Below are 12,748 nucleotides of genomic sequence, written 5' to 3' on the forward strand. Positions count from 1 at the left end.
GCCTCCAACCGGAGGTGGGCGATGAAAAGATGGTTTCTGCTTGTAGCCCTTTGCGGTGTGGCGCTGGCGCAAAAACCCCAGGTGGTTATCGGCACCGGGGGTGTGGGCGGGGTGTACTTCTACTACGGCACGGCGGTGGCGGAGATCCTCAACAAGGCTGGCGTGGTCCAGGCCCAGGCCATGCAGTCGGGCGGGTCCATGGAAAACCTCATGCTCCTGCGAGACCGTACGGACCCCGCCCGGAGTCTCTACTACTGTGGCACCGTGCTCCCCGACGCTGCCCTTCTTGCCCTGCAAGGGGAGGAGCGCTTCCAGGGAAAACCCGCGCCTGTACGCATCCTTTTCACCATGTACCCTAACTACTTCCACGTGGTGACCACGGAGGATAGCGGCATCCGGGTTCTCCAAGACCTCAAGGGAAGGCGTGTTTCCACAGAGGTAGCCGGGGGAATCATCGAGTACGAGGCCAGGATTCTGATGTCCGCTGCCATACCCGGCTTTGATCCGAAAACCCACTTCGGCAAGTGGGAACGGGTGCGGGTGGCAGAGGCGGCCCAGATGCTCTCCGAAGGGAATCTGGATGCGTTCTTCTGGTCCGGGGGGTTGCCCACGGGGAGCATCTTGGAGCTTTCCGGGAGTCTTGCCCGCAAGGGGAAGCGCCTTTCCCTGGTCCCCCTCCCGCCGCAAAGTACCCCCGTGCAGGTGCTCCAGCGCCGCTTCCCCGGGGTGGTGGACACGGGGGTCATTCCCAAGAGCGTTTACAACACGCGGTACGATGCGCCCACCCTTACCTTCTGGAACCTTTTCGTCTGTCCGGCAAGCCTTCCCGAGGAGGTGGCCTACGCCATGGTCAAGGCGGTCTTTGAAAACCTCTCTTCCCTCCATGCCGCCGTGGCCCCTGCCCGGGACACCACCTTAGAAAGCGCGATTCGCTCCCGGGGTGGAAAGGTGCCTTACCACGAAGGGGCTGTGCGCTACTTCCGGGAGAAGGGGGTGTGGCGCTAGGGCATCCGGTAAGCGAGCCAAAGGGCCTCCATGGTGGAAAGGCGGGTTTGGGGGAGGAGTTCGTAAGGGGTTAGGTTGTGGACGCGAAGCAGGGGCGGCTCCCCCAGGTCTAGGATCGAGAGCCCGCAAGGGTGCACCTCGAGGGGAAGGAAGCCCTCTTTGCCGGTCAGGGCATAGGAAAGCAGGGCCCGGATAACCCCTCCGTGGGCCACTAGGAGCAGGGTATCCCAGGGCCTTAGCAAGAGGCGCTCGTAGGTGGGAAGGACCCGGGCCAGGAAGTCCGCATACCGCTCCCCGCCTAGGAAGCGCTCCGAGAGGTCTCGGGGATGGAAGGCTTCCTGAAACGCCCGCTGGGGGTCTGGAAGGTCCTTTAGCCGTCCTGGTCGGATCTCTTGGAACTCGGGCCAAGCCTCCACGGGGACGTTCCGGCCCTTGAGAAGGATGCGGAGGGTTTCCTCTGTGCGAGGGACGCCCGTGTGGATGGCAAGGTCCAGGGGCACCTCGCGGAGGAGTTCTCCCACGGCTTCCGCCTGTTTTCTTCCCGTGTCCGTGAGGCCCACGCCCTCAGGGGGCACCGGCTTTCCCTCAGGGAAGTAGTCCACCTCGCCGTGGCGCAGGAGAAGAAGCCGCCTTCTCATGGGTAGCGCTCCAAGTACTTGGGGTTTGCCACCGTTAGCTTGCGGGCCACGTGCGCTTTGAGGAAGGCCTCCGTTCCTGGGGGTGCTTCTCCTCGGCGGATCCTTTCGGCGAGGAGGCGGAGGAGCTCTTCCAGAGGGGCTTCCACGCCCAGGAGGGAGACTAGGGCCTGGCGGTCCTCTCCCTTCAGGGCTTCCCCCAGGGTTAACTCCCGCCGGGCGATGCCCAGGGCGTTTAAGGCCACAAGGGTTTGGAAGCGAAGTCTCGGATCTTGGAGGGTGGGGAGGATTTCCCGTTCCACGAACTCCGACACGGCTTCCAAGAGCTCGTCCAGGGTGGGCCTATCCATGGCGCTCCAGGAGAAATAGGATCTCGTATTCCATCTCTGCCGCAAGCCTTCCTAGGACCGCCAGCTCCACGCTTCGTTCCTCCCCTTTCAGGTGCCTGCGGGCCTGCTTGAGCGCTCCCAGGCCCCAGCGCACGTTGCCCAAGACCTCCCACCAGAAAAGCTCCTCCTCGCCAATATCTTGGCCCGTAAGGGCGTTGTAGCGCTCCAGAAAAGGACCTGCCTCGCCCACACCTCCTAGGCGCTTGGCGTCCTCGCCGAACCGCCAGGCCCGCACTAGGGGCCAGGCTAAATCTTCCCTGGGATCTCCTAGATGGGCGAATTCCCAGTCCAGGACAGCCACAAGCCCTTCTTCGTTCACGAGAAGGTTGCCGATGCGGAAGTCGCCGTGGACCAGGACCAGGGGACGGGGGTTTGGAGGGTGCTCCAGGAGCCAACGGAGACCCCATTCCAGGGCAGGGTGGGGCTCCGCCAGGCCATCCAGGTCTTGGTAGGCTAGGTCCAGGGCGGTGCGCCAGGGCGGATGCGCGGGCTTGGGGAGGAAGGGAATCCGTTCCAAGGGGATGGTGTGGATCTTGGCGAGCTCTTCCGCCATGGCTTGGGGTAAGGCCTTCCTGGCCCGCTCAAACTCCGGCCGCCGCACCACCCGGGTCCCGATGGACTCCCCCTCGAGGCGCCGCATGAGGAAGGCCTCCCGGCCCTCCAGGTCGGGGAAATAGGCCAAGGGTTCCGGGACCCGTACCCCGTGGGCCTGGGCCAGTTGCAGGATGCGGAACTCCGTGGCCAGGCTGAGGGTGTCCCGGTAGATAACCCCACCCCCGGCCCGGCGCAGGAAGAGCGGGTGGAGCGTTTCCCCCAGGCGGTAGTCCACGGCCCAGGCCTCCTTGGAGGCCCCTCCGGGGAGGCGTTGCAGCCGGATTACCTCTCCCGGGCCTAGAACTTCTTCTAAGGCGCTTCCCAGCGCTTCCCTCATGGCCTAAGCCCTTTGTAAAGCGCCCGTTTACCCACGGAGGCGCGGTGGACCTCGCTGGGCCCGTCGTAAATGCGGAAGGGGCGCACCTCCCGGTAAAAGATGGAGAGGGGGATGTCCTCGCTGATGCCCAAGGCCCCGGTGATCTGTACCGCACGGTCCACGGCCCGGCTCACCGCCTCGGAGACGAAGACCTTGGCCATGGAGGCCTCGTGGCGGATCCGCTCCCCCCGGTCCAGCTTCCAGGCGGCGTGCCAGACCATGAGCCGGGCGGCGTGGAGCTCAATGTGGCTGTCGGCGATCATGAACTGTACGGCCTGGTGCTCCGCCAGCTTCCTGCCGAAGGAGTCCCGTTGAAGGGCATAGGCCTGGGCTAGCTCCGTGGCCCGCACCCCCACGCCCAGCCAGCGCATGCAATGGGTCAGCCGCGCGGGGTCTAAGCGGAGCTCGGCGTATTCAAACCCCTTGCCCACCTCGCCCAAGACGGCATCCTCCCCCACCTCGCATCCTTCCAGGACCAGCTCCCCGTGCCCGCCCACCGACCAGTGGTCCATGGTGGGGATGGTGCGCACCAGCCTGAGCCCGGGGTTTTCCCGGTCCACCAGGAAGAGAGTGGGTCCCTCTTCCGCCCGGGCCAGGACGAGGAAAAAGGCCGCCCCCTCTGCCCCGGTGGTGAACCACTTGCGTCCCTCCAAGACAAAGCCCTTGCCCTTACGCCGAGCTGTGGCCTTGAGGAGGGTAGGGTCCGCCCCTGCTCCCATGGGCTCGGTCATGGCGAAGCCGCTCCGAACCTCGCCTGCGGCCAAGGGCACCAGGTAGCGCTCTTTCTGCTTTGGGTTGGCCACCTTGTGCAGGAGGTGCATATTCCCCTCGTCCGGCGCAGCGGCGTTGAGGGCCCGGGGGCCTAGGAGGCTTCTTCCCGCCTCCTCCAGAATTGCCGCAAGCTGAGTCCAAGAAAGCCCCAGGCCGCCCAGCTCCTTGGGCATATGGGGCAGGAAGATCCCCCAAGCCCGTGCCTCCTGCTGAAGCGTTTGGGTGAGGGCCTCGAGGTTAGCCGGTGTTGCCTCCTTCTCCCGAGGGATGACCCGCTCCTCCAGGAAGGCCCGTACCCGTTCCCTCAATGCTTCCGTCTCCTGCCCCAGAGAGAACTCCATCCCGCACCTCCTTCGGGGCGAAGTGTTTGGTGAGGAAGCGGTAGAAGCGGCGGATCATCCGCTCCTGCCGCTCCATGCTGGAGAGCACCTCGCCCGCTTTGCGCCACATGGCCCAAAGATCCTCATCCGACAGGGGGATGTCCTCCCGGCGCCAATCCTGGCGATAAGTCCCGTCGGGATGGAAGACGGCCTTCTTGAGGGCCATTATCTTGCGTATCTCTTCCAAGGTAAAGCCTAACTGGTTGAGGTCTTGGATGTCCTGAACTAGGTAAAGGGCGAACTCGGTGTAAAGTTTCCGACCCCCTTGGGTGAGGGCTCCCGGCTCCAAAAGGCCAAGCTGGGCATAGTGTTGCAGGATGCGCCGCGAAACCCCACTTGCGCGGGCGAGGTCGCTCAGGGTGTATAGCGAAGGCAGCGTTGGGGGCATGGCCGCAGTTTAGCACAACGCACAAGCAAAGTGAACATAAGTGTTCACTCTTGACATCGCTTGTTCAAAACCCTATAGTAGGCGCAAAGCGCGGAGGGAAGAATGGCGGCCTATTGGGAGGCGGAGCTGGAGACCATGCCGCGGCAAGCCCTGGAAGCCTTGCAGCTAGAGCGCCTTCGGTACCAGGTAGAGCGCCTTAGCCGCGAAAGTCCCTTCTTTTGCGAGAAATGGGCTGGGGTTCCCCTGGAAGTCCGCCACCTGGAGGACCTCACCCGCTTTCCTGTGGTCACCAAACAGGAACTTAGGGAGGAGCAGCGCCTCCACCCCCCCTTAGGGCGCTATGTGCTGGCTCCCCGGGCGGCCTGGCGGGAGTACCACCCAAGCAGCGGTACCACCGGCTTCCCGGTGGGCACGGTTTGGAGCGAAAAGGACCTGGAAAACATCACCCAGGTGACGGCAAGGACGCTCTTCGCTTACGGCCTGCGGTTGGGGGACACCTTACTGAATGGGTTTAGCTATGGCCTGTGGGTTGCGGGGATCGCTGTCCACCACGCTGCCCGAGCCCTTGGCCTCTTCGTATTGCCGGTGGGCGCCGGGCAGACGGAACGCCACCTGGAGCTGTTGTCCCGTTTTCGGCCCCAAGCCCTAACCGCCACGCCATCCTTCGGGCTTTTTCTGGCCGAGGTCCTAAAAGAGCGGGGGATAGAGAGCCCCTTGCGCATAGGCGCCTTTGGTGGGGAAGCGGGAACGGAAAACCCCGCTACCCGGAATCGGCTGGAGCAGGGCTTGGGCCTGCGCGCCTATGACTACTACGGCCTGGCAGAGATGGGCCCCACCTTCGCTGGGGAGTGCGAGTTCCAGGCGGGGCTTCACTTCGCCGAAGACCACTACCTGGTGGAGGTGGTGGACCCCGAAACCAAAGAGCCCGTTCCCGAGGGGGAAGTGGGGGTTCTGGTCCTCACCCACCTTACCCGCGAGGCTACCCCCCTGGTGCGCTACTACACCGGGGATTTGGCCCGCATTACCAAAGAGCGCTGCCCTTGCGGCCGCACGCACCTGCGGGCCGTTGGGGGCATCTTGGGCCGGGCGGACGATCTCGTGGTCTACCGGGGGGCCAAGTTTTATCCCAGCCAGGTGGAGGAGGTGGTGCGGCGTTTCCCCGAGCTTTCCAGCGAGTACCGCATAGAGGTCCTCGAGGCGGATGGAGTGGCGAAGGAGGTGACGGTGGTGGTGGAGCTAGCCCGTCCCCTAGACGTGGGTGAGGGGCTTTTGCAGAGGATCCGCCAGCGCCTTAAGGAGGCTTTGGGGGTAACCCCAGGGGTTCGCCTCGAGGCCCCAGGCACCTTGGAGCGCACGGCCTTTAAGGCCAAGCGGGTGGTGAAGCATGCCGGGGCTTGAGGGGCTTCCGGTACTGGTGGTGGGGGCCACACGCGGGATCGGTCTGGCGGTGGCCCAGGAGCTTGCCCGTCGTGGCGCCAAGCTAGGCGTTACGGGGCGAGATCCGGAACGGGTGCGGGGGGTGGCCCAGCGGCTTGGGGCTTGGGGCATGGCGGTGGACGTGCGGGAGCGGGAGAGGGTGGCCGAAGCCGTGGCCCACTTTGCCAAGGACGTGGGGCTTTATGGCCTGGTGTACAACGCTGGCACCAGTCCCGCCTTCACCCGGGCCGATCGTTTGCCCCTAGAGGTCTGGGACGAGGTGCTCGCCGTGAACCTCACCGGGGCCTTTGTGGCGGCACGGGCCTTCGCCGAGGTGCTTTCGGGCCCAGGGAGCCTGGTTCTGGTGGGTTCGGTCCTGGGCTTCCGGGGTGGCGCCCGTCTGGCCGCCTACACCGCCTCCAAGGCGGGGCTTTGGGGGCTCGCCCGCTCGTTGGCCTTGGACTGGGTGGAACGGGGCATTCGGGTGAACTTCGTGGCCCCAGGTTGGACGGAAACGGAGATGACCGAAAGCTTGCGGAGCCATCCCAGGCTCGGGCCCGCTATCCTTCAGGAAATCCCCTTGAGGCGGATGGCCCGCCCTGAGGAGGTGGCGAGGATGGTGGCGTTTCTTTTGGAGCCGGAAAACGCTTACTTGACGGGAGGCGTCTACGCCGTGGATGGCGGCGTGGGAGCGAGGTAGGAGGTGGCCGATGAAGGCGTTACGGTGGCTTCCGGTTTTGGCGTTGGCGGTCGGCTTGGCATGGGCGCAGGGCCAGCAGCCCATCAAGGTAGGGGCGCTTTTTATCCTGAGCGGCAACTTTGCGGGTTACGGTAAGTCGGGCTCACAAGGGGCGCAGTTGGCGGTGGACGAGATCAACGCCCGTGGGGGTGTGCTGGGCCGCCCCTTGCAACTCATCGTGGTGGACGATCAAGGGAACCCGGAGGTGGGGGTAAGGGAGGCCCGCAGGCTGGTCCTTCAGGAGAAGGTGGACGTGCTTTTTGGTATCGACTCGAGCTCGGTTTCCCTGGCGGTGGCGCCCCTCACCGATGAGTACAAGATTCCCTTGGTGGTCACCCATGCGGCGACCCCTACCCTCACGGAGCAGTGCCGGCCCTACGTGTTCCGCACCTCCAACAACGCCCGCATGGACGCCTGGGCGGCTGCGGCTTTGGCGGCCACCTTACCGGTGAAGCGCTGGGCGAACATCGGTCCTGACTACGAGTTTGGCCGGGTTTCCTGGCAAGATTTCATCACGAGGCTGAAGCAACTCCGGCCGGATGTGGAGGTGGTGAGCGAGCAGTGGCCCCGCTTTGGTTCCACGGATTACGCCAGCTTTATCACCGCTCTCATGCGGGCTCGGCCGGAAGGGGTTTTCTCCACCCTTTGGGCGGGGGACATGGTCATCTTTGCGCGCCAAGCCAAGGCCTTTGGCTTCTTCAATCAGGTGCGCTACTTTGTGAACCCCGTGGGAGCGGCCCTGGAGGTCCTTGGGCCCCTGGGTAAGGAAGCTCCGGAAGGCCTTCTGGTTTCCGCGCGCTACTGGTTCCTGTACCCGAACACCGAGCGGAACCGGGCTTTTGTGGAGGCCTACCGAAAGCGCTTCAACGAATACCCCAGCTACAACGCCCAGGAGGCCTATGCCGGGATGCACATGCTTGCCTTGGCCATCCAAAAGGCCCGCTCTACGCAGGCGGAGGCGGTGCGACGCGCTTTTGAGGCCGACGGTGGGCTCACCTATGAGGCCCCCGAAGGGCGCAAGCGCATGCGCCCCGAGGACCACCAGGTGTTCGAGGGACTTGTGTGGGGCTACACCAAGCATAGCCCCGAGTATCCCTTCGCGATTCTGGATCGCATGCGCATCATCCCGGCCACGGACACGGTTTACCCCACGCAGTGCAAGCGGTAGAACATGGATTTGGGCTTCTACCTACTCCAGCTCGTCACCGGCTTAGCCTACGCCAGCACCCTCTTCCTCTTGGCCGTGGGGCTTTCCCTCATCTTTGGGGCCATGGGCATCGTGAACTTCGCCCATGGTTCCTTTTACATGCTTGGGGCGTATTTGCTGTACGCCTTCACCCGGGGCCAGGGGGAAGGCTTTTGGTGGGGGCTTTTGCTGGTGGCGGCGGCGGGGATGGTGATCGGAGCGGTGGTGGAGCGCCTTTTCATCCGGCCCATCTACCGTAGGCCGGAGGAGTACCAGATCCTCCTCACCTATGCCCTTCTTCTGATCCTCGAGGATCTCGTACGCTTTGCTTTTGGCGCCGCCTACCGCTCTTTCCCCTTGCCCCCCACTTTCGCTTCGCCGCTCTTTCTCCTGGGGACTCCCTTTCCCAGCTACTACCTCTTCCTGGTGGGTCTGGCCGCCACGGTGGCCTTGCTTCTATGGCTCTTCCTCCAGCGCACCCGGCTTGGCGTGTGGGTACGGGCGGCCACCCAGGACCGGGAGATGCTGGAGGCCTTGGGGGTCAACGTTCCCTTGCTCTACACCTCGGTGTTCGCTGGGGGTATCGCCCTCGCCGCCTTGGGCGGGGCAGCCCTCCTCCCCCTCCAGGCCGCCACCCCGGGTATGGCGGTGGATGCGGTGATCCAGGCCTTTATCGTGGTGGTGATCGGGGGACTGGGTAGCGTTTGGGGCGCCCTCTTGGGGGCGGTGCTGATGGGGCTTATCCAGGCCTTTGGCATCCTTGTTCTCCCGGAGATGACCATGGTGTTCCCCTTTGCCCTGATGGCCATGGTCCTGCTGCTTCGTCCTTGGGGCCTCTTGGGGCGTCCCCCGGCGGTGCGGACATGAGGCTTCTCCTTCTCTTCGCCTTCCTGGCGGCCTTGGGCCCGGCCCTCTCGGAATACGGACTGAAACTGCTCAGCGAGGCGTTGATCTTGGGCCTTTACGCCATGGCCTTTAACCTCCAGTTTCACCAGGCGGGCCTGCTCTCTTTTGGCCAGGCGGCCTTCTTCGGCGTGGGGGCCTACACCATGGCCCTTTTGGTAAGCCGGGCGGGATGGCCTTTCCTCCCCACTCTGCCCGTTGCCCTTTTGGCCTCAGGCTTAGCGGCTGCCGCTATCGGGTTTTTAAGCCTTCGTCTCACCCGCATCTACTTCACCATGCTTACCTTGGCCTTTGCCCAGTTGCTTTACGCCGTGGTCCACAAGTGGTATGCCTTCACCGGGGGGGATAACGGGATCACGGACCTAAGGCCCCAAGGGGCCTTCGGGGAAAGCCTCCCCTTTTACTACCTGAGCCTTGCGGCCTTCGCCCTAGGGGTGAGCTTCCTGGCCCTTCTGCAACGGTCGCCCTTTGGGTACGCCCTCCGAGGGCTGCGGGACAACCGGGCCCGTGCCGAGGCGGTGGGAATCGGGGGGTTCAGCCACCTCCTCCTGGCCTTTGTGCTCTCGGGCCTCCTATCCGGGTTGGCGGGGGCGCTCCAAGGGGCATTGCAGCGTTCCGTTTTTCCCGAGTACCTCTTCTGGACCCGTTCGGCGGAGGCCATCCTGGCCACCATCCTTGGGGGAAGCGGGGTCTTCCTCGGGCCCGCCGTGGGCGCAGCGGCCTTCCTCTTCCTGCGGGTATGGGTTCAGGCCCAAACGGAGTACTGGCCCTTTTTCCTAGGGGTTATCCTCCTCCTTACCGTGCTCTTCTTCCCCTCGGGGCTTGCCGGGGTGGGGGAGAGGGTGGCCCGGAGGCTTTGGAGGGTGCGTCGTGGCGCTCCTCAAGGTTGACCGGATTTACAAGTCCTTCCAAGGCTTTTTGGCCTTGGGTGGGGTTTCCTTGCAAGTCCAGGAGAGGACCTTTCACGCCCTGGTGGGGCCCAACGGGGCGGGCAAGACCACGCTTTTCAACGTGGTCACTGGGCGCCTGGTGCCGGACCAGGGTAGGGTCTTCTTTCGGGGGGCCGAGATCACGGGCTGGTCCACGCCCAAGGTGGCCAGGCTGGGCATCGCCATTGCCTTCCAAAGGGCGCAACCCTTCGCCTCCATGACGGTGTTGGAGGCGGTGGTCCTGGCCCGCCTGGGGTATACCGGGCAAACCTTTCGCCTCCTCAGGCCCCTTTCTGCTTTTCCTGAGGCCCAGGCCAAGGCGCAGGCGGCCTTGGCCAAGGTGGGCCTCGAGGCGCACGCCATGCGCCGGGTGGCGGAGTTGCCCTTGGGCGACCTCAAACGCCTGGACGTGGCCATGGCCTTGGTGGCCGAACCCGAAATCCTCCTTCTGGACGAGCCCTTGGCCGGACTATCCCGGGCGGAGCGCCGACGCATGGTGGACTTTATCGGGGACTTGTTGCGGCGGGAAGGCGTTACCCTCCTCTTTACCGAGCACGACACGGAGGCGGTGCTGGCCCTGGCGGACCGGGTGACCGTCCTTCACCAGGGGCGGGTGTTGGCGGAAGGAACCCCTGAGGAGATCCGGGGCGATAGCGCGGTGCGCGCTGCCTTTTTGGGAGGAGGCGCATGAGCCTGGTGGTGGAGGGTTTGTGGGCGGGATACGGAGAGATCCCGGTCCTGCACGGCATCAGCTTGCGGGTAGAGGACGGGGAGGTGGTGGCCCTTCTGGGACGGAACGGCGCCGGCAAGACCACCCTGATCAAGGCGATCATGGGCCTGGTGCGGCGCTTCTCTGGACGGGTCCTTTACCGGGGCCAGGACGTTTCCGTTTGGCCCCCTTATAGACGGGCTCAGCTTGGGCTAGGCTACGTTCCCGACGACCGCCGGATCTTCCCGGAACTTTCCGTGAGGGAAAACCTCCTAGTGGCGGCGCGGCCTGGCCCTTGGACCCTTGAACGGGTGTTTGATGTTCTTCCCCGGCTAGCGGAGATCCAAAACCGCCGTGGGGGGCTCCTTTCCGGCGGCGAGCAACAGATGCTCACCATCGCCCGCACCCTATTGACCCATCCTCGACTTCTCCTTCTGGACGAGCCCACGGAGGGCCTTGCTCCCCTCATCGTGGAGGAGATCGCCCGCCTGGTCCTGGCGTTGAAGGCAGAGGGCTTGCCCATCCTGTTGGCGGAGCAAAACCTCCGCTTCACGGGGAAGGTGGCGGACCGGGCCTACGTTCTGGAAACGGGGGAGGTGCGCTTGGAGGGCCGGATGGAGGACCTGGTTCAGAGCGACGAGGTGGTGTCCCTGCTTTCCCTTTAGCGCTTAGAGGTTCAGCGGGCGTTCCCCCCCAGGAGCCTCGCCAGGAGGGGTACCAGGAGGAAGAGGAGAAACACGCGTACTGTGTGGAAGAGCCCCACGAGCCCGGCATCCCCTCCCTCGGCGCGGTTCAAGGGGCCCATGCCGGTGATGCCCCCGGGGGAAAGGGCGAAGAAGAGGGTGTGGGGGCTCAGGCCCAGAAGGCGGGCGTAAAGGAAGGCTAGGGCCAAGGCTAGAGCCAGAAAGCCCAAGCCTGCCAGGACCGCCCAGGGCAAGAGCCATCCCTGGAGGAGTTCCCTACGGAAGCTGAGGCCCACGGCCACCCCGGCTAGGAGTTGGGCCGTCACGTCCAGACCCGCTGGCGTGGGGACGGGAGCCGACGAGAGGACCTGGTAAAGGCCTGCGCCCAGCATGGCCCCCACCACCGCTCCCCCGGGGAGGCCCAAGCGGTGAAAGGCTATGCCCACGAGGAGTCCCATGAGAAGAGGGCGTAGGAGCTCCATGCACTTGGGTATATCCCTGACAGGCGGTCGGGGGCAAGGCCGGGGGTATAGCCCCTTCCGTGAAAGAGGCTCCCCCAGGGGCTTGTGCCCTCGGCAACGAGCGGGAAAAAAACGAAAAAGCCTTGTCCGAGAAGGGGTCTTGGCGTATAGTCCCCCTTGTAGGCATAACCGAGGAGGTGAAGGCGATGCGTAAGGGAACGGCGTGGCTTTTGGTTTTGCTCGGGGCTTGGGCTTTGGGGCAGCAGTCCCGGCCAGCCTCTGACCCTGGGGTGGTGGAGGCAGCCCGCAAGGAGGGGCGGCTCATCATCTACTCGGCCACGGACCAGGCGAGCGCCCAAGCTCTGTTGGACGACTTCCGCCGTCTGTACCCGTTCATCCAGATTGAGTACAACGATTTGGGGACGCAGGCCATTTACGACCGTTTTGTGAGCGAAACGGCGGCCGGGGCGCGGAGTGCGGACCTCCTCTGGTCTAGCGCCATGGAACTCCAGGTGAAGCTGGCGAGCGAGGGGTACGCCTTGCCCTACGACTCCCCCGAGGCCAAGAACTGGCCGGCCAACGCGCGCCTGGAGAACCTCGCCTACGGCACGACCCTCGAGCCGGCGGTGGTGGTTTTTAACCGCCGCTTCCTCAAGCCGGAGGAGGTCCCCACCACCCGCGAGGGCCTGGTGCGCCTCCTGCAGGAGCCCAGGATGCGGGGGCGGGTGGCCACCTGGGACCCCGAGCGGAGCGCCGTGGGCTTCACCATCCTTAAGGCGGACTACGACCAGTACCCGGCCTTCCAAAACCTGGTGCGGGCCTTTGGCCGAGCCCAGGCCGCCCTCTATTCCTCCACGGGAGCGGCCTTTGAAAAGGTTATCTCCGGGGAGCATTACAGAAAAGGGGGTGTGGGGGCCATAACGCCCCGGTTTTCAAACCGGGGATACATGGACCCCCACGCGCTCCTTCGGAGCGCATAGCGGGATAAACGAAAAGCGCGCTATCCTACGTGGAGGACGGGGATGCGCAAAGCCTTCAAGTACCGCCTCTACCCCACCCAACCCCAGGCCAAGGACCTGGAGCGCACCCTAGACCTCTGCCGCCACCTCTACAACGCCGCCTTGCAGGAGAGGAGAGAGGCCTACAAGAAGGCGAAGAGAAGCGTGTCCTTCTCCGAGCAAACG

Annotated in this window: 16 protein-coding genes; 10 read left to right on the top strand and 6 right to left on the bottom strand. The window is 64.6% G+C overall.

Going from position 1 to position 12,748, the window contains the following annotated elements:
- The first annotated feature begins 21 nt into the window (after positions 1-21).
- Positions 22-1,005: a TAXI family TRAP transporter solute-binding subunit gene (locus tag ABXG85_RS10685; protein WP_353513617.1), complete on the top strand. Its 984-nt coding sequence runs from the start codon at positions 22-24 to the stop codon at positions 1,003-1,005.
- Here the strand turns inward: ABXG85_RS10685 and ABXG85_RS10690 are convergent.
- From ABXG85_RS10690 to ABXG85_RS10710, 5 genes are read right to left on the bottom strand one after another with little or no spacing between them, the layout of a single operon-like run.
- Entirely contained in the window at positions 1,002-1,643 is a 642-nt protein-coding gene (locus ABXG85_RS10690; protein ID WP_353513618.1) for a histidine phosphatase family protein, read from the bottom strand. The genes ABXG85_RS10685 and ABXG85_RS10690 overlap by 4 nt on opposite strands.
- A complete protein-coding gene (locus tag ABXG85_RS10695) occupies positions 1,640-1,990 on the bottom strand; it encodes a DUF6285 domain-containing protein (RefSeq protein ID WP_353513619.1) in 351 nt (116 codons plus the stop codon). Before ABXG85_RS10695 ends, ABXG85_RS10690 begins: the two co-directional genes overlap by 4 nt.
- Positions 1,983-2,960 carry a phosphotransferase family protein gene (locus ABXG85_RS10700; protein ID WP_353513620.1) on the bottom strand — a complete coding sequence of 326 codons (978 nt, stop codon included), beginning with the start codon at positions 2,958-2,960 and terminating at the stop codon, positions 1,983-1,985. The genes ABXG85_RS10695 and ABXG85_RS10700 overlap by 8 nt, the downstream gene beginning before the upstream one ends.
- Positions 2,957-4,111: an acyl-CoA dehydrogenase family protein gene (locus tag ABXG85_RS10705; RefSeq protein WP_353513621.1), complete on the bottom strand. Its 1,155-nt coding sequence runs from the start codon at positions 4,109-4,111 to the stop codon at positions 2,957-2,959. Before ABXG85_RS10705 ends, ABXG85_RS10700 begins: the two co-directional genes overlap by 4 nt.
- Positions 4,008-4,538, bottom strand: a complete 531-nt coding sequence (locus ABXG85_RS10710) for a MerR family transcriptional regulator (protein ID WP_353513622.1) — start codon at positions 4,536-4,538, stop codon at positions 4,008-4,010. Before ABXG85_RS10710 ends, ABXG85_RS10705 begins: the two co-directional genes overlap by 104 nt.
- 102 nt (positions 4,539-4,640) lie before the next feature.
- Between ABXG85_RS10710 and ABXG85_RS10715 the strand changes: the two genes are divergently transcribed.
- The 7 genes from ABXG85_RS10715 to ABXG85_RS10745 are packed head-to-tail and all read left to right on the top strand — an operon-like array spanning position 4,641 to position 11,085.
- Positions 4,641-5,936 (top strand): phenylacetate--CoA ligase family protein, encoded by a 1,296-nt coding sequence (locus ABXG85_RS10715; RefSeq protein ID WP_353513623.1) that lies wholly within the window; start codon positions 4,641-4,643, stop codon positions 5,934-5,936.
- Positions 5,923-6,654: an SDR family NAD(P)-dependent oxidoreductase gene (locus tag ABXG85_RS10720; protein WP_353513624.1), complete on the top strand. Its 732-nt coding sequence runs from the start codon at positions 5,923-5,925 to the stop codon at positions 6,652-6,654. Before ABXG85_RS10715 ends, ABXG85_RS10720 begins: the two co-directional genes overlap by 14 nt.
- Positions 6,655-6,664: 10 nt before the next feature.
- Complete coding sequence (locus tag ABXG85_RS10725; RefSeq protein WP_353513625.1) at positions 6,665-7,861, top strand: ABC transporter substrate-binding protein; 1,197 nt, start codon at positions 6,665-6,667, stop codon at positions 7,859-7,861.
- Positions 7,862-7,864: 3 nt separating this feature from the next.
- Positions 7,865-8,746 carry a branched-chain amino acid ABC transporter permease gene (locus ABXG85_RS10730; protein WP_353513626.1) on the top strand — a complete coding sequence of 294 codons (882 nt, stop codon included), beginning with the start codon at positions 7,865-7,867 and terminating at the stop codon, positions 8,744-8,746.
- On the top strand, positions 8,743-9,672 hold the full coding sequence (locus tag ABXG85_RS10735; RefSeq protein ID WP_353513627.1) for a branched-chain amino acid ABC transporter permease: 930 nt from the start codon (positions 8,743-8,745) through the stop codon (positions 9,670-9,672). The genes ABXG85_RS10730 and ABXG85_RS10735 overlap by 4 nt, the downstream gene beginning before the upstream one ends.
- Positions 9,653-10,402, top strand: coding sequence for an ABC transporter ATP-binding protein (locus tag ABXG85_RS10740; RefSeq protein WP_353513628.1), 750 nt, complete (start codon positions 9,653-9,655; stop codon positions 10,400-10,402). The genes ABXG85_RS10735 and ABXG85_RS10740 overlap by 20 nt, the downstream gene beginning before the upstream one ends.
- Entirely contained in the window at positions 10,399-11,085 is a 687-nt protein-coding gene (locus ABXG85_RS10745; RefSeq protein WP_353513629.1) for an ABC transporter ATP-binding protein, read from the top strand. The genes ABXG85_RS10740 and ABXG85_RS10745 overlap by 4 nt, the downstream gene beginning before the upstream one ends.
- A gap of 11 nt (positions 11,086-11,096) precedes the next feature.
- Here the strand turns inward: ABXG85_RS10745 and ABXG85_RS10750 are convergent, their stop codons facing one another.
- A complete protein-coding gene (locus ABXG85_RS10750; protein WP_353513630.1) occupies positions 11,097-11,585 on the bottom strand; it encodes an AbrB family transcriptional regulator in 489 nt (162 codons plus the stop codon).
- Positions 11,586-11,770: 185 nt separating this feature from the next.
- On the opposite strand from ABXG85_RS10750, the gene ABXG85_RS10755 reads away from it, so the two are divergent.
- Entirely contained in the window at positions 11,771-12,544 is a 774-nt protein-coding gene (locus ABXG85_RS10755) for an ABC transporter substrate-binding protein (RefSeq protein WP_353513631.1), read from the top strand.
- Between the two features lie 42 nt (positions 12,545-12,586).
- On the top strand, positions 12,587-12,748 hold a 162-nt coding region (locus tag ABXG85_RS10760; protein WP_353513633.1), incomplete at its 3' end, for a helix-turn-helix domain-containing protein.

This window comes from Thermus sp. LT1-2-5 (assembly GCF_040363165.1).
Taxonomy (GTDB): Bacteria; Deinococcota; Deinococci; order Deinococcales; family Thermaceae; genus Thermus.

Bases quoted from the DNA above. Each gene is read 5' to 3' on its own strand.
- ABXG85_RS10685 (WP_353513617.1), top strand. From the start codon at position 22: ATGAAAAGATGGTTTCTGCTTGTAGCCCTTTGCGGTGTGGCGCTGGCG.
- ABXG85_RS10690 (WP_353513618.1), bottom strand. From the start codon at position 1,643: ATGAGAAGGCGGCTTCTTCTCCTGCGCCACGGCGAGGTGGACTACTTC.
- ABXG85_RS10695 (WP_353513619.1), bottom strand. From the start codon at position 1,990: ATGGATAGGCCCACCCTGGACGAGCTCTTGGAAGCCGTGTCGGAGTTC.
- ABXG85_RS10700 (WP_353513620.1), bottom strand. From the start codon at position 2,960: ATGAGGGAAGCGCTGGGAAGCGCCTTAGAAGAAGTTCTAGGCCCGGGA.
- ABXG85_RS10705 (WP_353513621.1), bottom strand. From the start codon at position 4,111: ATGGAGTTCTCTCTGGGGCAGGAGACGGAAGCATTGAGGGAACGGGTA.
- ABXG85_RS10710 (WP_353513622.1), bottom strand. From the start codon at position 4,538: ATGCCCCCAACGCTGCCTTCGCTATACACCCTGAGCGACCTCGCCCGC.
- ABXG85_RS10715 (WP_353513623.1), top strand. From the start codon at position 4,641: ATGGCGGCCTATTGGGAGGCGGAGCTGGAGACCATGCCGCGGCAAGCC.
- ABXG85_RS10720 (WP_353513624.1), top strand. From the start codon at position 5,923: ATGCCGGGGCTTGAGGGGCTTCCGGTACTGGTGGTGGGGGCCACACGC.
- ABXG85_RS10725 (WP_353513625.1), top strand. From the start codon at position 6,665: ATGAAGGCGTTACGGTGGCTTCCGGTTTTGGCGTTGGCGGTCGGCTTG.
- ABXG85_RS10730 (WP_353513626.1), top strand. From the start codon at position 7,865: ATGGATTTGGGCTTCTACCTACTCCAGCTCGTCACCGGCTTAGCCTAC.
- ABXG85_RS10735 (WP_353513627.1), top strand. From the start codon at position 8,743: ATGAGGCTTCTCCTTCTCTTCGCCTTCCTGGCGGCCTTGGGCCCGGCC.
- ABXG85_RS10745 (WP_353513629.1), top strand. From the start codon at position 10,399: ATGAGCCTGGTGGTGGAGGGTTTGTGGGCGGGATACGGAGAGATCCCG.
- ABXG85_RS10750 (WP_353513630.1), bottom strand. From the start codon at position 11,585: ATGGAGCTCCTACGCCCTCTTCTCATGGGACTCCTCGTGGGCATAGCC.
- ABXG85_RS10755 (WP_353513631.1), top strand. From the start codon at position 11,771: ATGCGTAAGGGAACGGCGTGGCTTTTGGTTTTGCTCGGGGCTTGGGCT.